At 49.2% G+C, this 20,609-nt stretch carries 17 protein-coding genes; 8 read left to right on the top strand and 9 right to left on the bottom strand.

Annotation, left to right across the window (positions count from 1 at the left end; genetic code table 11):
* Nucleotides 1–37: 37 nt before the first annotated feature.
* Nucleotides 38–676, bottom strand: coding sequence for a nitroreductase family protein (locus EDM21_RS14205; RefSeq protein ID WP_157336370.1), 639 nt, complete (start codon nt 674–676; stop codon nt 38–40).
* Nucleotides 677–948: 272 nt separating this feature from the next.
* On the opposite strand from EDM21_RS14205, the gene EDM21_RS14200 reads away from it, so the two are divergent.
* Complete coding sequence (locus EDM21_RS14200; RefSeq protein ID WP_157336369.1) at nt 949–1,701, top strand: hypothetical protein; 753 nt, start codon at nt 949–951, stop codon at nt 1,699–1,701.
* 61 nt (nt 1,702–1,762) lie between these two features.
* Here the strand turns inward: EDM21_RS14200 and EDM21_RS14195 are convergent, their stop codons facing one another.
* Nucleotides 1,763–2,158, bottom strand: a complete 396-nt coding sequence (locus tag EDM21_RS14195; RefSeq protein WP_157336368.1) for a CatB-related O-acetyltransferase — start codon at nt 2,156–2,158, stop codon at nt 1,763–1,765.
* 426 nt (nt 2,159–2,584) lie between these two features.
* On the opposite strand from EDM21_RS14195, the gene EDM21_RS14190 reads away from it, so the two are divergent.
* On the top strand, nt 2,585–3,076 hold the full coding sequence (locus tag EDM21_RS14190; protein WP_157336367.1) for a pyridoxamine 5'-phosphate oxidase family protein: 492 nt from the start codon (nt 2,585–2,587) through the stop codon (nt 3,074–3,076).
* A gap of 93 nt (nt 3,077–3,169) precedes the next feature.
* On the opposite strand, the gene EDM21_RS14185 is transcribed toward EDM21_RS14190, so the two are convergent.
* Nucleotides 3,170–3,604 (bottom strand): MarR family winged helix-turn-helix transcriptional regulator, encoded by a 435-nt coding sequence (locus EDM21_RS14185; protein ID WP_338043990.1) that lies wholly within the window; start codon nt 3,602–3,604, stop codon nt 3,170–3,172.
* Between the two features lie 120 nt (nt 3,605–3,724).
* Between EDM21_RS14185 and EDM21_RS14180 the strand changes: the two genes are divergently transcribed.
* On the top strand, nt 3,725–4,312 hold the full coding sequence (locus EDM21_RS14180) for an NAD(P)H-dependent oxidoreductase (protein WP_157336366.1): 588 nt from the start codon (nt 3,725–3,727) through the stop codon (nt 4,310–4,312).
* Between the two features lie 78 nt (nt 4,313–4,390).
* Here the strand turns inward: EDM21_RS14180 and EDM21_RS14175 are convergent, their stop codons facing one another.
* From EDM21_RS14175 to EDM21_RS14155, 5 genes are all read right to left on the bottom strand, one after another.
* A complete protein-coding gene (locus EDM21_RS14175) occupies nt 4,391–5,281 on the bottom strand; it encodes a diacylglycerol/lipid kinase family protein (RefSeq protein ID WP_157336364.1) in 891 nt (296 codons plus the stop codon).
* A gap of 92 nt (nt 5,282–5,373) precedes the next feature.
* Nucleotides 5,374–5,760 (bottom strand): cytochrome-c oxidase, encoded by a 387-nt coding sequence (locus tag EDM21_RS14170; protein ID WP_157336362.1) that lies wholly within the window; start codon nt 5,758–5,760, stop codon nt 5,374–5,376.
* Nucleotides 5,761–5,779: 19 nt separating this feature from the next.
* Nucleotides 5,780–5,995: a DUF2798 domain-containing protein gene (locus EDM21_RS14165; RefSeq protein WP_157336361.1), complete on the bottom strand. Its 216-nt coding sequence runs from the start codon at nt 5,993–5,995 to the stop codon at nt 5,780–5,782.
* 171 nt (nt 5,996–6,166) lie between these two features.
* Nucleotides 6,167–6,742: a TetR/AcrR family transcriptional regulator gene (locus EDM21_RS14160; protein WP_157336359.1), complete on the bottom strand. Its 576-nt coding sequence runs from the start codon at nt 6,740–6,742 to the stop codon at nt 6,167–6,169.
* Nucleotides 6,743–6,860: 118 nt separating this feature from the next.
* A complete protein-coding gene (locus EDM21_RS14155; RefSeq protein WP_166542020.1) occupies nt 6,861–7,775 on the bottom strand; it encodes a phosphatidate cytidylyltransferase in 915 nt (304 codons plus the stop codon).
* Between the two features lie 96 nt (nt 7,776–7,871).
* On the opposite strand from EDM21_RS14155, the gene EDM21_RS14150 reads away from it, so the two are divergent.
* Nucleotides 7,872–8,414, top strand: a complete 543-nt coding sequence (locus EDM21_RS14150; protein ID WP_157336357.1) for a hypothetical protein — start codon at nt 7,872–7,874, stop codon at nt 8,412–8,414.
* Nucleotides 8,415–8,540: 126 nt separating this feature from the next.
* The gene (locus EDM21_RS14145) at nt 8,541–9,377 is read left to right on the top strand and encodes a YitT family protein (protein ID WP_157336355.1); all 837 of its coding nucleotides are present in this window, start codon (nt 8,541–8,543) and stop codon (nt 9,375–9,377) included.
* A 247-nt stretch (nt 9,378–9,624) separates the two neighbouring features.
* Here the strand turns inward: EDM21_RS14145 and EDM21_RS14140 are convergent, their stop codons facing one another.
* Nucleotides 9,625–10,584 (bottom strand): catalase family peroxidase, encoded by a 960-nt coding sequence (locus EDM21_RS14140; RefSeq protein ID WP_157336354.1) that lies wholly within the window; start codon nt 10,582–10,584, stop codon nt 9,625–9,627.
* A 269-nt stretch (nt 10,585–10,853) separates the two neighbouring features.
* On the opposite strand from EDM21_RS14140, the gene EDM21_RS14135 reads away from it, so the two are divergent.
* From EDM21_RS14135 to EDM21_RS14125, 3 genes are all read left to right on the top strand, one after another.
* Complete coding sequence (locus EDM21_RS14135) at nt 10,854–14,027, top strand: S-layer homology domain-containing protein (protein ID WP_166542009.1); 3,174 nt, start codon at nt 10,854–10,856, stop codon at nt 14,025–14,027.
* A 15-nt stretch (nt 14,028–14,042) separates the two neighbouring features.
* Nucleotides 14,043–19,916 (top strand): S-layer homology domain-containing protein, encoded by a 5,874-nt coding sequence (locus EDM21_RS14130; protein ID WP_157336352.1) that lies wholly within the window; start codon nt 14,043–14,045, stop codon nt 19,914–19,916.
* A 266-nt stretch (nt 19,917–20,182) separates the two neighbouring features.
* Nucleotides 20,183–20,605 carry an SRPBCC family protein gene (locus EDM21_RS14125; RefSeq protein WP_157336350.1) on the top strand — a complete coding sequence of 141 codons (423 nt, stop codon included), beginning with the start codon at nt 20,183–20,185 and terminating at the stop codon, nt 20,603–20,605.
* Nucleotides 20,606–20,609 lie beyond the last annotated feature (4 nt).

The following is a 20,609-nucleotide window of genomic DNA, read 5'->3' as shown; positions in this document are numbered from 1 at the left end:
TCCGAAGTGTCTTAGTGGGTTTGCACCCGATCCGTTATTATTTCCACGTCGTTACGGTTTCAACAGGCAACCGGTAAGTTTGGAATCCTTCACTCGCTGCTTTACCGATTGAAATCAGCATAACAGGGATATAGCGATTATCATCAAGGCCGAATGCGTTCGCTATTTGACCCTTCTCATAGCCGCCGATGGGGTTCGTATCATAGCCGTGTGCACGTGCAACAAGCATGAGCTGCATCGAGACGAGGCCGGCGTCAAGTATGATGGATTCTCTTAGATTTGCCTCGGGCATAGCTGCATAAAGGGGTTTAAATGCATTCAACTGCATCTCTTTTATTTCGGCAGGCATGTATCCCAGCTCAACGGATTTCCCATAAATCTCTTCGGCATAGTCGAAGCTGTTCTTATCCGCAAAGACAGCAATTACCGCGGACGAACTTAACACTTTATCTTTATTAAATTTAGCAAGATCGCCAAGCGTTTTTTTTCCTTCATCGCTGTCAATGACTACAAAGCGCCAAGGCTGCAAGTTGATTGAAGACGGTGCACGGGTGGCCTCCGCTAGTATCTCCGTCATTTCCTCACGGCTAATTTTTATGCTTGGATCATAATTTTTAATGGACCGGCGTCCATATACAATCTCGTTGAAATCATTTGTTTTTTGAAAGTTACCCATAAATGTTGTTCCTACCTTTCTTATTATTCATATACTTGATGTATCAATAGTTGACATATCAAATATAATACAAGCGGAGTTCTGGCGCAATCACCCGGAATTATTTACCGCTTCGGAGCGTTATTCGCTGAAAGAAGACAGCTCCTGTTTAATTATTAAATAATTCTGATAATATAAAATAAAAGGGGGAGAAAGAAATAATTATTTATAAAACGGCTCCTTATATTTTAATACTCGGAATTATTATTATTGTGTCAGATGGTCTCTGGGTCGTGGATACCTATAATCGGACGATTACCTATCCGAAAGAAGCCTTCATCTATTTGATGATCGGAATAGGCCTGACGTTTGCTGCTTATTTGATTATTCAGAGCGGAAGGAAGCAGGAAGCGCAAATAAAGAATAACAACGAGTCCGGGAAAGACAAGGATAATCGGATTTTTATCAATAAGATGTGGGATCAACGGGAGAAAATAGGAGACAGACTGGTCGTATTTCTTTTTATTATGCTGGCCGTCCTTTCTATTTTTGATTTTGGCAGAGCGCTTAGTCTGATCCAGCCCCTTATATTGACGGGAATGATCGGCTATTCGTTTCTGCATATTATGCGCAGCGAAGACGAGGATATGAAAGAGACAAATCTCCAGCCCCGAAAGCGGGCAATTCGCTATTTCCTGCGACTGATCGATTACAGAGAGCATCCTTTTAGTATACCGCTGCTCCTGTTTATTATCATTGTTATGACATTTTTGCTGTCCAAGCACTTCGGATTGATGCTGAGTCTGGAAACAAGCGGCAATCCCAGGTATGTGATGAGTTTGCCAACGAGTGCCTGGATTACAGCGGGATTAGTTTTTGCCTGCGCATTTATGTATATCATTCAGCATTGTAATTTCTTCGGGATTCACCAAGCTGAGCAGGGCGAATATAAGGTGATTCAGATTCACTTTGCCGAAATCATCGTTTGCGGAGCCACTTTTTTTATTTGGTTAGTAGTCCTGTCCATTGCATTATTCACTGGTTAACGAAGGAGGCACTCGCTAGCGGCGAATGCCTTTTGTATTTATAACGGACCGTATCTGTCTTTTATTTTTCTGCGTAATTTAGAAATTCTTCTATATCCTGATTTAATAAGAGCGGTATAGCCTTCTCGATCTCGCTTAGTTTCCAGTCCCACCATTTTATTTCCAGCAAACGATGTATAAATGGTTGCTCAAACCTGTATTTAATGATTTTTGCCGGGTTACCGGCTGCAATTGCATAGGGCGGGACATCTTTGCTGACTAAAGAATGTGCTCCTATTACGGCTCCATCTCCTATCTCCACGCCGGATAATATCGTTACCCCCGAATCGATCCATACATCATTTCCAATCGTTACATTCCCTTTGCTCTTGGGGTGTCCTTGAATACCAGAATATTCGTTTAGCAAAACGTTAAAAGGATACGTTGTAACCCAATCACTGCGGTGTTCGCCTCCCAAGAAGATGGTCACTTTATCAGAGATCGAGCAAAACTTACCTATAGTTAGAACCGTGTTTTCTCCTCATGATCTTACTTCGGTATTTCCATATGTGAAGGAGCCAATGAATGTTTTTCCATCCGGGCTTCTCCTTTCTGGTAATTCTTGGTGCAGCCTGTGTATGGCCAACGATTACTTCTCCTCCTTGAGAATAGTTTTATGTCCCTTCCAGCCCCGTATATCGTATGCAGACAAATAAAATCAGCCAACTCAGCCACTCAAACTGATTCCGAATATAGAGCGTCCTTTATCCGGCTGGTACCTTGCAAGTTTGCCGCTTCTCTATTGCGTTTAATAGAAGATGAAGCACTCGAAGCTAAGCGCACCAGATTCTTATAAAGCGATTAAGCAATGAAGATCGGCCCAAAAAACCAATGAGGTGATGATATGTCTAATACGCATGAGCCAAACCATGAAGCTATTGAAACGGTCAGAGATTTAATCAAAGGAATCGACGTCGCCATGCTCACTACGATAAATGATCAAGGATTGGTTTCGCGGCCTATGAGCACCCAAGAAGTCGAATTCGACGGGGATCTGTGGTTTATCACTAAAAAAGACAAGAGTGTCTATCAGGAACTTCTTCAAAATTCGAAAGTGAATGTAGCATATGTAGATAAATCGTATGTATCCATACGCGGTGAGGCTGAATTGGTGGAGGATAGAACGAAAGTGGAGGAATTCTGGAATCGTTCTTACGAGATGTTTTTCGATACTACTTCCGATGATCCGAGTCTGGTTCTAATCAAAATCAAAGCCGAAACGGCAGAGTATTGGGAAGCGGGTAACAAAACGAAGATAGTCAAGAAACTGTGGAAAAAAATCACGGGAAATGACTCAGATGACGTGGGTTTGAACAAAACAGTCGAATTGGGTTAAGCATGCACGGCAATTAAGTACCCTTCCTATAGAAGCCAAACAGCCTAGTCCACGGGGACTAGGCTTTTCTGCGAGATCAAGATTCCGTATCTGTCAATAAAACACCTTGCGGTGAAGAAGGTCAAGCGCACGCTCTATTTCTTGCAACTCTTTCTCGGAAACATGCCCGAGCCGTTCAACAAATCGGGACTCAATGTGCCGAAAACTGTCGTTCATCAGTGCAGTCCCCTTACCGGAAAGCCGGATCAATTGCTTGCGCCGGTCTTCGTCATCGGTAACTTTCTCACACAGTTGTTTCTCGGTTAGTTTTCTCAGCTCGCGGCTTGTATTCGGCATGGACATATGCATGCATTCACTAATTTCGCTTAGTGTTACAGGCTGGCTGACGGCCAGGTATTCCAGAATCTTATATTGAACAGGCGTAATTGATCCGGATTTCGCATCTTTGGTCATATCATTCGTTATCTGATGCACGGCCGCCGTAAAGGCCACAAATTTCTGGAATATGGCGTTCGTGTTCTTATTCACAGGATCACCTCTAGGGAAACGATAGCAAATTTATTATCCGAAAACAATTATCATTTGACAACAAAATAAGGAACGTGCTACGATTTGCTTATCAAATGATAAGTAAAGGGGCTGTCAAAGATGAACATGCTGATCATTTATACACATCCGAATCATCAAAGTTTAAGCTATGCCTTTTTAAATGAAGTTATTCTGGGAAGCAAGGAGAACTCGGGTATAGAGGAGATACAAGTATTGGATTTGTATGAGGAAGGATTCAATCCAATCTTGGTTTTTAATGAGAAGAAACGCCGGCGGGATATGCATAAAGACCCGGATCTCGCTAAATACAGGGATCAGCTTAGGTGGGCCGACAAAATTGTTCTCGTATACCCGATTTGGTGGGGGCGTCCTCCGGCTATGCTTATGGGGTATATCGATCAGATGTTTGCTTCGGGATTTGCGTATAAGGATACGGGCGGCCTTCTGCCGCAAGGACTTCTGAAGGGGAAATCGGTGGTTTGCATTTCCACTATGAAGGGGCCGGCTCATTATCCGTTGGTATGGCTGAACAACGCACATAAAGCTTTAATGCGCAAAGCGCTGTTTAATTATGTAGGGATCAAGAAAGTGAAGTTCTTTGAATTTGGCAGCATGGAGAGTCCGCGGGGCCGGCATACAATTAAACTGAACAAGATCTACCGTTATTTTAAGACCGTCCGCCCTTAGTAAATTTAGAAGAGGACCTATGCTGCTGCACGGTCCCGGTATGGATGATTATAAAGGTAGTTGAAGGCAGGAGGATACCTAGTCTTCTTCCGGCACAATGACCTCGATATGTCGCGGCATAGTGCTGAGGTTGATCGGTAAAGGTGGCCCCTCTTCGCCGTCTACATTGGTCCTGACGGCTTCCGCCGAGCTCACACTTACATGCTTAGCCGTAAAGTAAATAACGTCTTTATGATTCTTCAGGCTGCCAAACAGTAGAGACAGGCTGGCTGTAAGGGTATTGAATAAATGAAGATCTTTTATAATGAAACAGTGAAGCAGCCCATCATCCACAGCGGCATCCGGCGCGAGCTTCTCAAATCCCCCAACCGAGTTGGTCAGAGCGGCTAGAAATAGCGGCGATTCTCCTTCCCATGTCTGGCCATCATAACGAATGTGCAGAGGATGGGCGTGGCTGCTCATGAGTTCTTTAATGCCTTCCTTCAAGTAGGCGAAGGCGCCCAGTTTGGATTTATCCTCTGACGTTACGGAAGAAAGCGACTCCGCGATGGAGCCCGCGGCGACGACATTGACGAATAGCTGATCGTTCAGTCGCCCCATGTCTACCGTTTGCACCCGGGAAGAAGTGAGTGTCTGGATTGCTTTCTCGGGCTGGAGCGGAATTTGTAAGGCGCGTGCGAAATCATTGACGGTCCCAAGAGGGACGATACCGAGTTTCGGACGGTGGTCCTGATCGATGAATCCATTGATCGTTTCGTGGAGCGTCCCATCGCCTCCGATGGAAACGACCAAATCACAGCTTTGCTCACAGGCCGTTACACAAAAATTGGTTGCATCCCGTTCTTTTTCCGTCTCCTTGACCGTAACCTCGTATCCTTGGTCCAGCAGAATATCTTTCACGCTGCTGACATGTTTCAGCGCATTTTCTTTACCCGATGAGGGATTCATAATGATCATGGCTTGTTTCATACACATCGTCCTCTCTATTGGGGAGTAGAAGCAGCTTAATGTACTTACTATTACCCGAAAAGACAGTCTTGCACCTTGGCTTGCAGAGAAATCTAACGAGCTTCCTTCTGCGCTTTATTCAAGTTTACGAACATGTTAATCGCAAAAATCACGGTTGCCAACACTACAATCGTTCCGCCCGCACTCATAAACGGAACACCCAAACCTTCATTACCGGCAGCGAAGGCAATCATGCCAAGCAGCATAAGCGGCAGGCCTATGTTGTGGAGCCAAAAGTGAGCAGTGGCCAGCTTTCCTATTGCGGACCGGGGAAACACGTGATAAATCAAGCCGAACAAAGCCATTGATACCCAGCCGAGCAGGTTGATATGTGCATGCGTGGACGTGTAACGGAAAGAGTCCGTCATTCCCATGACTATCCCTAGAATAACGCCGCCAACAAAATAAAGGCTGGCAATTTTAATAAACCGAATGCCCATTTGAAATCACGATCCTCTCTTATTTTACGATTAGACGTACAATTCGGGTGGCCAGCGGAAAGGCTAAGAATGCGACCGGTATCGAAACGCAGGTGCCGATTAGCGCACTCATCAGAAAGGCTTTCATGAAAATTTCGGTAAAGCCGACGTTTACTGCGGTCATAACGAATGACATCGGAACGCTCATGAAGATAGACATTAAGACGGAAAATAAAACAGGTTCAATTTTCTTCAAATCCTTCAGCTCCATTCCTATACTATATAAACTGGTCTACATAAAACAAACAAAAATAATATCGGATTACGTCTTGGATGATTTCGTCCATAATCCGACAGTTACTTTGAAAGCAGCACTCCATGCGGCACCTACGTCTGCGAACAGCGGTCACGATCCTACTGTCCACCCTCACTCTTTCCTCAGTAAAACCGGTATATGTGCCGACAAGGTGAGCAGAGGTTTATTGTCTCTTAGTGTAATCATCAGCAGCATGGCGCCTTCGATCATCGAGACGAGTAAAAGGCCGAGTTCCGCTGCTTTGCTCTTGTTGAATCCCGCCGCGAGCAGCTTCTCGGCATAGATGTTCTGCCAGTCTTCAAAAGCGGTTTGACTGGCCATCCGCAATGCTTCGCTTACAGCCGCAGTCTCAGCCGACGCCCAATACCCGATGGGCATAGGTTCTTTGTACTTACAATCTGCAGCTTCTTCTGCAAGTCTTCGGAGAAGCGATTGTACGGCAAGAACGGGATCGGCTATTGGAGCAAAGGAATCCCTCAGCTGATCCTGAACGAATAGATTGGCCCGCTTGATGCATTCCAGTGCGAGCTCTTCTTTACCGTTCGGAAAATAATAATAAAGCGAGCCTTTAGGAGAACCGCTCTCTGAAATAATCTGGTTTAAACCGGTTGCATGATACCCTTGAACAATGAAAAGACGAGCAGCCGTATTCACTATGTTTTCATAAGAGCTGGGTTTGGTAGCCATCTTTATCACTCGCAGTCATTATAACGTTCGGTCTATATATGTAATAGCATGAAAGCTTCCCTTGTGTCAATTCACTAATTCTCGGCTCTAGCATCGGGGAGCTGTTAACCTGGCTCTCCTACATGAAATCGAAAAAATAGCGGATCACATGAAAAAATACGGGAGAGGTGTAGGTCAAGCTATCGACCCGGCTTAGGTAGCTTTGTTTTAAAGCATCGAACTTCTCGCCGTCGCCGATCAGCAAATCTCGCTTCAGCACGGACACGGTCAAGCTGCCGAAGAAGCCGCTCAAGCTGATTAGCATGCCGGACAGGATTCCGAAAGCCGGACCAAACGGTGTCAGGTAAGGATAGATCAGATACGAAACCCCGGTTGTGACGAGAAACGCGGATGCGAAGCCTTCCCAAGTCAAATTGGGATTGGAGGTCGGAACCACTTTTCGCTTGCCGAAATAGATTGACGCCAAGTAGTGTATGACATCGTTGAGCTGTGTCAGCACGACCAGGAAGAGCACGAGTCCCGCCCCGTACTGCGGCGTTGCAAATTGAAAATAAGCCAGGTGACTAAGCCCGAACACCATCAGCATGAGTCCCCACTGGGTGGAGCTGACGTTGCGCAGAAAACCGACCGTTCCTTTGCTAATTAAGCGCGGAATCGGCAGGAATAAGAAGATATAGATAGGAATAAACACAATGAACATTCCGTACCACTCGATATAAATCCAATAAAACTGCACGGGAATCGACAAGTACGCCCACAGAAACAATCTGCGGTCGGCTTTTCTCGTCCGGATCATAGAGAAATACTCTTTCAGAGCGAAGAAGGTGAGCACCATCAGGGAAAGCAGGGAAACGACCGGGTTAAACAGGGTTGCCAAACAGAAGATGAAGAACATGCCCCACCAAGTCTTGATGCGGAGTCCGATACCCGAATAGTCTTTATGCGATTCCTTCCTGCTCATTACATAATACATACAATGAACTACGGATAAAACGATGAAAATAAGAACTAATGTGAACAGCGAGCTTTCTATGGTTAATCACCAACTTATTGTGAGTTACGATCTAGTAAAGGCATTATATGTTATTATAAAGCAATAGTTGAAACTTATTAAGGGGAACATCCGTAAATGGCAGCTGATCGATCGGTCTTTATCTTGCTTACGAATACCGGAACGCTTTTTACAAAAGTTATCCAGAGTTACACGAAGGCTCCTTATAATCATGCCTCCATATCCTTTAACCGGGAACTTTCGGAGCTGTACAGCTTCGGGCGCAAGCATCCTAACAACCCGCTGAATGGCGGCTTTGTCAAAGAAGATATCCGGACAGGCACGTTCAGCAAATATCCGGATACGACGTGTGTCATTTACGAGCTTCAAGTATCGGAACGCGAAGTGGAGAAAATGAAGCGGGTCCTGCAGATCTTTATACGCAGGGATAGGAAGTACTTCTACAACATTCTAGGCGTAATCGGCATCACCGTAAAAGAACCGGTTGAATTCAGCAACTCTTACTTTTGCTCGCAGTTTGTCGCGGAAATTCTTCAGCGGTCGGGCATCAAGATATGGAATAAGCTCCCCGCGCTCGTCACACCGGATGACTTTCGGCAAAGCGACCGGCTGCGGTTGATGTATGAAGGGAAGTTGAGCGAGTATGCCCCTCGAACTTGAGGAGGATGCGCGAAATTACTAGTTCGTTGTACGCAGGGCCGTCCAATCTTGGATGGCTTAATTTTTGTTGGTAAGTTTTCTAGCATAAGGGAAGTATATAATCGGGGAACAAGAAAGGACATTCTTATGAAAAAACGAAGTATAGATATCCTGATTATTATGGCAGGAGCGCTGATTTTTGCCTTAGCCATCAATTTATTTGTGATTCCTAATGAGTTCGGTGAAGGCGGGGTAACAGGGATCACCATCATTCTCTACTATCTTTTCGGATGGTCGCCCGGACTGGTGAGTCTGGTCTTCAACTCCGTTCTATTGGCGATCGGCCATAAATTTCTGGATAGGACCACGACGGTGTATACGATTATCGCGGTCTTGTTCAACTCGGTGTTCTTGTATCTGACCGAAGATTGGCGTATTGCGTCCGACGAGCCCATGATCAATGCTATTTTTGGAGGAATATTTGCGGGCGTAGGGATCGGTTTGGTTATACGGGTTGGCGGAACTACGGCAGGGACGACGATTCTGGCGCGAATGATGAATAAGTACATGGACTGGAATATCAGCTACGCACTCTTATTTTTTGATTTGATCGTTGCGTTCTCCTCCTATTTTATTATCGGTGCTCAAAGCCTGATGTTTACCATTGTGATGCTGTATATCGGGACTAAGGTGATGGATTTCATTATTGAGGGAATCAGTTCTAAAAAAGCAGTCACGATTATATCCAAAGAGCAGAATAAAATTGCGGAGCAAGTGAATGTAGTCATGGACCGGGGGGTTACAGTTTTGTACGGACAGGGGCATTACACCAAAGCGCCAAAAGAAATCTTATATATTGTGATCAGTAAACCGGAAGTAAGCACGCTCAAGAAAATCGTTAAATCAATCGATAAAGAGGCATTCATCACCATTCATGATGTACGTGATGTATTCGGAGAAGGATTCGTGGATATTGCGAAGTGAGCAGATGGTTTGGACAGACCTGACCGCTGTGTTAGAGAGGGCCCGTCTTCCGGCAACAATCCGGTTATCGTGGCTCATGGTTTAGTTGTACACAGAATGAAGAAGCAAGAGTAAAAGCTGACGCCGATGAGATCGGCGTCAGCTTTTTTTGGTTCTTCTCTGCGAATCGGCGGGGCTAATAAGGTAGCGATAGCCGGAGTATGCAACAGCTTCCGTTCTTTCGCATGTAACGTGTATGTACACCGGATCAACGGCCTTCACGCCGTCTGTTACTGGAATCGGCATAGGCGGCATGGCGGAACTGAAGAATCGGATCATCCGATAGAGCCATTCCGTCCGTTACGGCAGTCGGGTCCATGACTAGTCCCTCCGGCTCTTCTATGTACTCGGTGATGTACAAGCGGCCAAGGTTAATCCGCTCGCGGTCGTCCGGCCAGGCGCGGGTGGGATCATCCGTGGGATCGCCGTCTTCGCCGAGAATTGCGGTGAGCTGGAATACGGCAGGCGCCTTGTCCAAGCGAAGCCGCAGCTCATCTTCCAAATAATCATCCGGCTGCTTGGCCGCATCCGTAACGGATATAGTGTGGACGCCATCACCTGGTATCCACTCGAACTTTACAGGACGAGAGGTTCCTTGACGGTCCATCAAAAAATAAGCATGAATACAGTAATAATGGCAAGCGGCGTAGCTGGCGGGAGGTTTCAGATGTTTTACCGCCAAGAAACTTTCTTTACTTTCGGAGAAATGGGTCGTGATTTCTTTGATCAGGTCTATCGGGCCCAGATTACCTTCTTGCGCCCGGTGCGCGGTCCGGATGATATCCAGGAACGATTCTGGAGTGCGCGCGAAAAAGACCGGCACCGTTACCCCGACCAAATTCGTAATGCCGCCGTCCGGCAGAGTGAATTGAACGGCCATCCCTTTAGCCGGCGATAGAGCATCGGCAAGTGCGGGATCGGTGGAGCTGCCCGAGAAGCGTACGACCGCTTCGATCTCCTGCTCCTGGAGATGGGGGGCGGTAGTGAGCGCGGTAGCAAGACCACTCGGGCGGAATACGGCGCGGCAGCAGATTCCCTTGGCATGCGCACGGCGGTAACCGGGATGAGCGCCGGATAAGTCTTCGATCGCATCGACGGCTTGTCCTGCGAGATCGTTGTGTTCCAAGTTTACTGCCGAATGATCATTGCTCGGGTCGAGCGGGGTCATAGCGGTTTCCTCCTTTTCTCACTGGACTATACGTTATTCGTGGCAAGCTTTTTGTTATAATACCACCGGGCTTTTGCCTTTAAACCTCAGGAGGATTTATAAATAACCTCAAGGGTCTTTTTTTGCGGGATTTTTTGCCGGATTAGTTGGTTGCCTGCGTCCCCATCCATTGTTCAGAAGCCGTTCAGAGGCGCGGTTTATACTTAAGGGTAAACTTCGAGACAAGGATGAGGACATGCTCTCCATCCAATCATAGGGAGGTCAAGATAATGAATCCGGAATGGAATAAATGGCTTTTGGCCACTGCAATTTTGAGTATGACAATAGGCTCTGCACCGGTTGGTGCTGCCGGTACTGCGGAACGTACCATACAAAGCGCGATAGGGTTCAGCGATCAAGGGTCCATATCCCCGGCCAAACGTGCTGCGGTGGAGGAGGCTGTAAAGCAGGGTTTGCTGTCCGGCTATCCGGATGCTTCTTTTCGTCCGAATCAGCTTTTAACGAGGCAGGAACTTGCCGTCTTGTTGGTCAAAGCTTTGCACATGGAGCCTAAACAGGGGGCATCCTCGTCTTTTGCCGATTTGAAGGACGGCTGGGCAATCCCGTATGTCGAAGCACTAGTCGAAGCGGGTTTGATTAATGGGGATGAATCGAGCCGATATAGACCCTCAGAACCCGTAACTCGCGAAGAATTGGCAGCTGTTTTCGTCCGGGCGATTAACGGGGTAGATGCCAGAGGCGGGAGTGAAGTGGTACTCGCCGATGGCAGCAAGATTAGCCCGTGGGCGGATAAAGCAGTAAGCTTGGCCTTGCATCTGGGTCTGATGAATGCGGACGGTAATGCATTTAATCCCCGTGGAAATGTGGAAAGGCAGGATATCGCCGCTTATTTACTGGATATTTTTCAAACACAGGAGCGGTCGGCTGCGATTAACCGGATCGATGGAGATATGGTCATCATTGACGGTAAACCGTACTTGATTAGCGGCGCATTGAAAGACCTGCTGGGTGAACGGAATCAAGACGCCCTGGTGGGCGCGGTTCTCAAATACAAATCGGTCAATCATAACGTAAATGATCTGTTGCGGATCGAACTTACACAAGGCGGAACTGCGGGAAAACCTGCTAAGCTGGATTTAAAAGGTACACCTTTCAAAGGAGAATTAGCTATTGCTGCGGACCATATTGCAGTAGACGGGGACTCTCTTACCCAGGTTGTCTTAAAGCCGGGAGCAGGGACACTAGTGCTAAATGCAAAGGTTGCTCAAGTCTTGGTGGATACCGACAGCCCATTGAAGATTGAAGGAAACGGGACGTGGGGAGAACTTAAAATCGCTAATCCGGATGCCAATATCAAGCTGGGCCCGAATCTGACCATAGACAAGCTGCAGGAACCTGAAGGAGTATCGGCTGATAAGCTGATTGCTAATTATGATGAGGTTAAAAAACAGATTGCAGGCGGGGTTGCCTCTGGCGGGACGACGACAACGCCGGGATCTTCGGGTTCATCTGGTTCATCAGGCTCATCGGATTCTCCTTCTAACAGCAACCGTAACCCGGTGGTTGTGAATGCCCTCGAACCACTGACACATGCAGTGGATGACGGTCCGAAGACGTTAAGCTTGGCCGGAGTGTTTGCGGATGCGGACGGCGATGCGCTTACGCACACGGCGGTCTCATCGGATACGGCAGTCGCGACCGCATCGGTCAACGGTACGGATCTGACGATCACGCCAGTGAATGCGGGAACGTCCACGATCACCGTAACGGCAGACGACGGCAAGGGCGGCACGAAGTCCCTGACGTTCACCGTGACCTTCCAGCCTCTTGCGCCAGTGAACGAAGCGCCCATGATCACGAATCCGATTTCGAACATCACGGAAAGCGTGGTGGCAGGCGTCCAAACGGTAAGTCTGGCACGTGTATTCTATGATGCGGACGGCGATGCGCTGACGCACACGGCGGTCTCATCGGATACGGCAGTCGCGACCGCATCGGTCAACGGAACGGATCTGACGATCACGCCAGTGAATGCGGGAACGTCCACGATCACGGTAACGGCAGACGACGGCAAGGGCGGCACGAAGTCCTTGACGTTCACCGTGACCTTCCAGGCCCCGGCGCCAGTGAACCAGGCGCCCGTGATCACGAATCCGATTTCGAACATCACGGAAAGCGTGGCGGCAGGCGTCCGGACGGTAAGTCTGGCGCGTGCATTCTATGATGCGGACGGCGATGCGCTTACGCATACGGCGGTCTCATCGGATACGGCAGTCGCGACCGCATCGGTCAACGGAACGGATCTGACGATCACGCCGGTGAATGCGGGAACGTCCACGATCACGGTAACGGCAGACGACGGCAAGGGCGGCACGAAGTCCTTGACGTTCACCGTGACCTTCCAGGCTCCTGCGCCGGTGAACGAAGCGCCCGTGATCTCGAATCCGATTTCGAACATCACGGAAAGCGTGGCGGCAGGTAACCAGACGGTAAGTCTGGCGCGTGTATTCTATGATGCGGACGGCGATGCGCTTACGCATACGGCGGTCTCATCGGATACGGCAGTCGCGACCGCATCAGTCAACGGTACGGATCTGACGATCACGCCAGTGAATGCGGGAACGTCCACGATCACGGTAACGGCAGACGACGGCAAGGGCGGCACGAAGTCCCTGACGTTCACCGTGACCTTCCAGCCTCCTTCGCCGGTGAACGAAGCGCCCGTGATCACGAATCCGATTTCGAACATCACGGAAAGCGTGGCGGCAGGCAACCAGACGGTAAGTCTGGCACGTGTATTCTATGATGCGGACGGCGATGCGCTGACGCACACGGCGGTCTCATCGGATACGGCAGTCGCGACCGCATCGGTCAACGGTACGGATCTGACGATCACGCCAGTGAATGCGGGAACGTCCACGATCACGGTAACGGCAGACGACGGCAAGGGCGGCACAAAGTCCCTGACGTTCACCGTGACTATCACGGCTGCTGTTCCGACAGGACTTTTCATTTCCGAGACGCTTTATGCGAGCGATGTTATCGATTTTGGACTGCAGGCCATAGAACTTTATAACCCGACGAATGAGGAGATCGATGGGAACAAAGTTAAAATCGTCCGTTCAGACGGCGAAGAGGATATTGTTTTAAATAGCCAAACATTACGGGCGAACTCAACCTTTGTAATTATGGAATCTTTTTATGGCGGGCCTGTACAATCTGATTTTCCATGGCCGATGATGTTTTATTTGGATGAATCAACACCCGTCCAGCTTTCCCTTTATTATAACGATCAGCTATTGGATATCGCTTATATCTATCCTCATCAAACGTTTGTAAGAAAAGGAACCATCACTAAAGGAAACAACACGGCTTACGATGGTACCGAATGGGTTGGCAAAGGAAAAGACTTTATAGATGACATCGGGGAATTTAACAAATAAAGCTAGGAGAACACTATGAAATCATCCTCATTAAAAAACAGTATGCTCGCCGGGCTTCTCGTCACGGCACTGCTTGCTCCGTCCGGAGTAAGCAGCGCCGCTTCTCCGGCTAAGTCTTTAGAACAGGGAATTCAGCCGGAGGCATTCCTGGATCTCACAACAGTGTCGGGCGATCGTCTACAATCCATCCGCAGAGCTCTGGCTCTGGGGCTATTGGAAGGAGACGGTGAAGGCCAATTCAGACCTGATGACCTGCTTACACGCCAGGAGCTGGCTGCCCTGCTAACCAGGGCGCTTCAGTTGTCTGTTCCTGACAACCGAGATTCGTTTAAAGATGTGCAGTCCCAATTGTGGAGCAGCCCCTACATAGCTGCGGTTAAAGCGGCCGGAATTATGGAAGGGGATGACCTGGGGAAGTCTCGCCCTTATGATGTCATTACCCGCGAAGAGATTGCCGTTACTCTCGTAAGAGCTTCCCAAATCGCGCTTGAACTGGAGTCGGTTCCTAGTTCCATCTCGGATTGGAAGGGTGTCAGCTCCTGGGCTCAAGCTTTTGTAAGGACTGCTCTGGAAGAGGATATTATGTCACCCGAGCAGGGCAAATTCGCACCTCAAGAACATGTTCTTCGGGCGGATGTGGCGGAAATGCTGATCTCAGCATTTTTTCCTACAGAAAAGGCATCTGTACTCCAGGATATACAAGGGAATCATGTACGCATCAATGGCGTTACCTACGGCCTTTCCGAGCATGTGAAGGGCATTCTGCAAGAGAGCAACCGCGAGGTACTGCAAGGGGCCAAGCTGAAATTCCGTTTTAAAGGGAGGACTCTGGAGACTCTTACGGATCTGCAGCTGTCTGCCAAAGGAAATGCTGCCCGCGATGGGGAAGAGGAGTTCAGCCGCAACTTGGTGCTTAATGGCCACGGGGCGGTACTGGACGGTAATTTAACGGTTTCAGGAGACTACACATCTATTTCAGATCTAACGGTAAAAGGCAGCCTGCACATCAGCAAGGAATTGCAGAATGATTTCCTGGCCGCCAGACTAATCGTGCAAGGCAACACAATCATAGATGGCGGGGACCGGAATACCGTTGTTTTTGAAGAATCAAGTCTCCAATCGGTTGATGTAAATAAACAAGATGTTCATGTTGTTACCAAACAGGGCACGACTGTTCAAACGATGAATGTGAATTCGAATGCATCCATTACGGCGGATGGTTCTGCCTTGAACCAAGTGACACTAGCAAATGGAGCCCGGGCGGTGGAACTGCAAGGCACTCTTCCCCAGGTCACCGTGACAGCTTCACAACCGGTTGTTTTGGGCGGCGGCTCCAACATCGGTCAGTTAGCGGTGAACAGCCCTGTTGAGCTGACGCTGAATGGTACCGGAACCGTGACACAATTGCAGCTTAACAACGCGGATGCAACAGTAATCGTCGGGTCGGACTCTAAAGTTACGACAGTAGCTGTAACGAATGGAGCATCAGCTTCTTCGGTTAAGAACATGCCACCTGCCTCTTCGACCTCCGGCTCTACCAATAGCCCGCCGAGGTATGAGATCCCCATCGCAGATCCCAAGCTATCTGTTGGCGATCCAGCGGTCACGATTGACCTGTCTGCGCATTTCAAGGACTCGGAACAAACGAGTTTGAAATTTACGGCCGTTTCTTTAAAAAGCGCGGTGATGAAAGCTTCGATGTCGGGCAACATCTTGACTCTTACGCCTGTCGCCAGAGGAACCGCAACGATTAAAATGGGTGCGAATGATTTGAACGGCGGCAACATCAATGCGGATATGGTCGTGACAGTTAACGATCCGCCCAAGGTCAGCAATGTTCCTTTGCCCATGCTGTTAACGATGAATCAGGCAGATGGAACACTCGATCTTGCTACCGTCTTTGCCGATGCAGATCAGGATAACCTGACCTATGAGGTGCAGTCTGCTGATCCTTCTATTGCCATCGCCAGCGAAAGCGCCGGTCAGTTAACGGTCAAAGCCGTTTCTTCGGGCAGTACAATTATTCAGCTCTCAGCCTCAGACGGCAGCAGTTGGAAAGCATCGACTACCTTTAATGTGGCGGTAAACCAGGCACCGACGCTGCTTGAGGTACCGGAGCAGTTTATACAGCTTGGCGGCGGAGCTCAGGAGCTGGACCTTGCCTCCTATATCAATGATTTGGAGAATGATCTGTTTATCGTTACCGCTGAATCGGACTCGCCAGAGGTGGCGGCCGTGAGCTTGAGCGGCAGCAGGCTGACTCTCGCCCCGGTTAAGGCGGGACAGGCGAAGATCAGGGTAACCGTCACGGATCAGCGTGGAGGAATTACCGCAAGGGACATCACAGTTACGGTCAATAGGCTTCCAGTTGTGCAGAACCCGCTTACGGACCTTCAATTGACGGTCGGGGACCCGGATGGGACTACGGACCTGTCTACTGTGTTTAAAGACGAGGATCAGGATAGTTTCACTTACGAAGTAAGCTCGAGTAATCCTTCCGTGGCAACGGCTGCAGAGACTGGGGGGCAGTTGAAGGTGCATGCGTTGGCATCGGGTACCGCTACGATAACTGTAAAGGCCAAAGACGGTAAGAACGGAGAGACCGTTTCTAGTTTTCAAGTCATTGTAAATGAAGCCCCCTTGCTCTTCACCATACCGGTGCAGTATTTGCAGCTTGGAGCGCCCGTACAGGAACTGGATCTGAGTCCGTATGTACAGGACCCGGAAAATGACGCTTGGAGCTTTACGGTAGATTCATTGTCAGACCCCATTATCAGCGTAAGCAGCCAAGCCGGATCGAAGCTGCTGCTGACACCGGTGGCGGCAGGAAAGTCGGAAGTGAGGCTTTCTTTCCATGATAGCCGTGGCGGTATAACGCAAGGCATTGTCTACGTAGAAGTCAATACAGCGCCGGTAGTCGCACAGCAAATTTCCAATTTAGTGGTAACAGCCGGTCAGACGCCTGGCGTTGTGGATCTTGCTCCTGCGTTTACAGATGCCGATCAGGATACTTTAACTTACGAGGTGATATCTTCCCACCCTGCCCTGGCTGTAGGAAGTGAAGCCGGCGGCCTGCTGTCGGTCAAGGGCTTGGCTCCGGGTATGGCTACGATTACAGTTAAAGCCAAAGATGGAAGAGGCGGCGAGACGAGCATGAGCTTCGGCGTCGAGGTGAATGCAGCACCCGCGATATCAAGCATACCGGAGCAGTTGATTCAACTGGCCGGATCGCCGCTGGAGCTTGATTTGCTGCCCTATATCCAGGATCTTGAGCATGATGCTGTAACCTTGCAGGCGGTTTCGAACAATACGACCCTTGCATCCGTTCAAGTGGACGGCCTCAAGCTGACGATCTCCCCTGTTAATGCCGGGCTTGCCCAAATTAACATAGTCGTTACGGACAGCCGTGGCGGACAATCCAAGGCTAGCTTTGTAGTGAGAGTTAACTCGGCACCCTCAGTGACCCAGCAGCCTGGGCAGCAGGTTCTGACGGTAGGCCAGCAGGACGGCATAACGGATCTGTCGGTTATTTTCTCGGATCCGGATGTGGACCCGCTGACTTACAGCGCCGTGTCATCCGATCCGTCTATTGTAACGGTTCAGGAATCCGGAGGAATCCTGAGAACGCATGCTGTCGCATCCGGAACGGCAACGATAAGTGTCACAGCTTCAGATGGACGCGGAGGACATACGGATTCATCGTTCACAGTGGTAGTAAATGAGGCGCCGGCCGTTACTACGATTCCTTTACAAAAGCTGGCTCTGCCGGGAAGTGCGCGAATCTTTGATCTATCAAGTTATTTGTCCGATAAGGAGCAGGATACGCTTACCGTGACAGATATCACGTATGACCAGACTATCGCATCGCTTTCAATCAATGATCTGCTGCTGACTATGACTCCACTTAGTCTGGGCGAAACGACTGTGACCATGTCTGTCTATGACAGCCGTGGAGGTACTACTCAATCTTCTTTCCGCTTGAAAGTGACGCTTCCGAATCAGAGTCCGGTCGTTCAACAGCCGATGGCTCCTACGGTTCTAACGGTAGGCCAGCCTGACAGCATCTTGAATCTGGACGCGATTTTCTCCGATCCCGATCTGGACAGTACGCTGACGTACGAAGTCAGCTCAAGCGATCCGTCGGTCGCCACGGCAGTTGTTGCAGGCAATGGGGTGACTGTACAGGCAGTTGCTTCAGGCAATGCGGATATCGTGCTTAAAGCCAGTGACGGCGAAGGCGGGGAAGTCACTTCGATATGGAAGGTGACCGTTAACGAGCCTCCGGTCATCAGTCCGATTGCAAGTCCCGTTATCTGGATGCATGAAGGGGATCAGGAACTCGATCTGAGCGGCTTTATATCCGATCCGGATGCGGGGGACATTCCGAATCTGTCCATTTCCGCAATCTCCTCTGCTGCCGACAAGGCTTCGGTTCTAGTAGCCGGCAAGAAGCTGACCATCAAGCCGGAGGCGCCGGGAACCGCGCAGATCGAGCTTACGGTGAACGACGGACGGGGCGGCAAAGCGACCGCTAGTCTGACCGTCACAATCAAGCAGAATCAGCCTCCGCAGATTACGGCAATCCCGGAGCAGGTTGTGAAAGTGGGCGATATCCAGAACGTCGACTTGTCTTCCTATCTGACAGATCCGGATCCGGAGGATGCACAAAGCTTGACGGTTTCTATCTCGGCACAGCCGGATCAAAGCGTAGCCAGTGTGAGTATAACCGGCAAGACGTTGACCATCGTCCCTGTATCGACAGGCAAGACGTCTGTGCAGCTCACTGTAAGCGATGGCCGTGGCGGCACGGCGGCAGCCAATGTGGCGATTACGGTCAACCCGGCTAAGGTTAACGGAGTACCGTCGGCCGTAAGCATGATTTATGAGCAGGTGCTCACACCGGGAGTCACTAACGCCCGTACGTATGACTTGAGTCAGTTGTTCAGCGACCCGGACGGTGATCCGCTCACGTTCACGGCGGTCTCTGCTTCCGGGGCGGCAGCGGATGTATCCGTAGCCGGCAGTATGCTGACACTGACACCAGGCACAGGAAGCGGCAGTACGAAGGTCACGATAACCGCTGACGATGGCAATGGAGGAACGGGAACTTACGAGTTAACGGTCCGGACCGCTCCGCTAATGGCGAATGGGCAGATCAACGTGACAACAAAGCAGGGTGTCAAGGAGGCTGTCACCTACGATCTGTCTGCACTGTTCCCGAATCAAACCAGCTTCAAAATCTACGAAGGGACGCCGGACTCCACATTTACGGGTCCGACTCAACTTAACGGCACAATTTTGACGCTGCTAAACCCGAATATCGGTTTGTATACTTGGGTTGTAGGTGCCGATGGCCGTGCGGCTGTTTTTCAGTTCACTTCCAAAACGCAGGGGGCACCTGAGCGCTTCTTCTCCGAATACATGGACGGCGGGGATGGAAGAATTGCTCTGGAGATCAGCTATTCCGGAACGGGCGACCCGACCGCAGCGATGAAAGGCTATACAATCGAGGTCCATCAGTACATGAAGAAGACTCAACAGAAAAAAGTGTACTCAAAGGCTCTTTTTGAGAATTACGTTGATCCCTATATTTTTATTGATACTATCTTTTATGATGCGTTTGATCTCACGAAAATTACGTATTATAACGATGAGCTCTCCATGTACAATCCGAGCGAGTTTAACACCGTAGCCTTAGTGCTGAAAAGAAACGGGCAGGTCGTGGATGTACTGGGCGATCCGAATTCTACGGCTCAGTTTATGCCAAGCGGCGGAACGCTGGTACGCAAATCAGGCATTTACACCGGCTCGGCCGCATTTTCCCAGTATGGGGAATGGAACACCCATTCGAAGGGATCTTATCAATACTTAGGAAGCCATACGAAGTAAGAATGAACAGAGCTTCAGCTCCTGAACGGCAGTCTGGGTCCAATGGCCCGGCTCCTTTCAGGAGCTTTTTTATTGAATGCGGAGAGAACTTGCTATATAACGAATGAAATGTGTATAGAAAGTGCAATAAGCTTTTAGCCGGCTTTGTGAATGACCAACCTTTTTATGGGGAAAATGACAGGATAAAAACAGCACTCGAACAACCGAGAAATGTTATGATTATTCGTGAAACCCTATGGTGTTATAAAAATTCTGGAGGTGTATATATGCCAACACAAGGAGAATTGCCGGAAATTCGTAAGACCATTGTCATCCAGGCTCCGATTGAAAAAGTATGGAAAGCTGTTTCCACATCGGAGGGCATAGCCGGGTGGTGGATGGCGAATACGTTTGAGCCTATTGTAGGCCATGAGTTTATCCTTCATGCAGAACAATACGGCGACTCGTCTTGCCAAGTAACGGAACTCAATCTTCTAAACCGCGTCGGTTTTAACTGGGGAAAGGACTGGCACCTTACTTTTGAGTTGAAAAGCTTAGACGGAGGAACGGAGGTCACCCTGATTCATTCGGGCTGGGACGCGGATAAAGTAACAGAGTTCGGCCAACCTCATACGGTTGTTCGCGGTTTTATGGACGGCGGTTGGGAGAAAATCGTCAAAAAGAGGCTGCCTTCTTACTTGGAGGCTTAAAATC

Source organism: Paenibacillus lutrae, from assembly GCF_009757775.1.
Taxonomy (GTDB): Bacteria; Bacillota; Bacilli; order Paenibacillales; family NBRC-103111; genus Paenibacillus_F; species Paenibacillus_F lutrae.
Note: the sequence above shows the minus strand (reverse complement) of the source record. Positions and strands in the feature narration are given on the sequence as shown.

What these genes read in the sequence shown, in the direction of transcription:
- EDM21_RS14205 (WP_157336370.1), bottom strand. Translation starts at nt 676, where the DNA reads ATGGGTAACTTTCAAAAAACAAATGATTTCAACGAGATTGTATATGGA.
- EDM21_RS14190 (WP_157336367.1), top strand. Translation starts at nt 2,585, where the DNA reads ATGTCTAATACGCATGAGCCAAACCATGAAGCTATTGAAACGGTCAGA.
- EDM21_RS14180 (WP_157336366.1), top strand. Translation starts at nt 3,725, where the DNA reads ATGAACATGCTGATCATTTATACACATCCGAATCATCAAAGTTTAAGC.
- EDM21_RS14175 (WP_157336364.1), bottom strand. Translation starts at nt 5,281, where the DNA reads ATGAAACAAGCCATGATCATTATGAATCCCTCATCGGGTAAAGAAAAT.
- EDM21_RS14170 (WP_157336362.1), bottom strand. Translation starts at nt 5,760, where the DNA reads ATGGGCATTCGGTTTATTAAAATTGCCAGCCTTTATTTTGTTGGCGGC.
- EDM21_RS14160 (WP_157336359.1), bottom strand. Translation starts at nt 6,742, where the DNA reads ATGGCTACCAAACCCAGCTCTTATGAAAACATAGTGAATACGGCTGCT.
- EDM21_RS14150 (WP_157336357.1), top strand. Translation starts at nt 7,872, where the DNA reads ATGGCAGCTGATCGATCGGTCTTTATCTTGCTTACGAATACCGGAACG.
- EDM21_RS14145 (WP_157336355.1), top strand. Translation starts at nt 8,541, where the DNA reads ATGAAAAAACGAAGTATAGATATCCTGATTATTATGGCAGGAGCGCTG.
- EDM21_RS14140 (WP_157336354.1), bottom strand. Translation starts at nt 10,584, where the DNA reads ATGACCCCGCTCGACCCGAGCAATGATCATTCGGCAGTAAACTTGGAA.
- EDM21_RS14135 (WP_166542009.1), top strand. Translation starts at nt 10,854, where the DNA reads ATGAATCCGGAATGGAATAAATGGCTTTTGGCCACTGCAATTTTGAGT.
- EDM21_RS14130 (WP_157336352.1), top strand. Translation starts at nt 14,043, where the DNA reads ATGAAATCATCCTCATTAAAAAACAGTATGCTCGCCGGGCTTCTCGTC.
- EDM21_RS14125 (WP_157336350.1), top strand. Translation starts at nt 20,183, where the DNA reads ATGCCAACACAAGGAGAATTGCCGGAAATTCGTAAGACCATTGTCATC.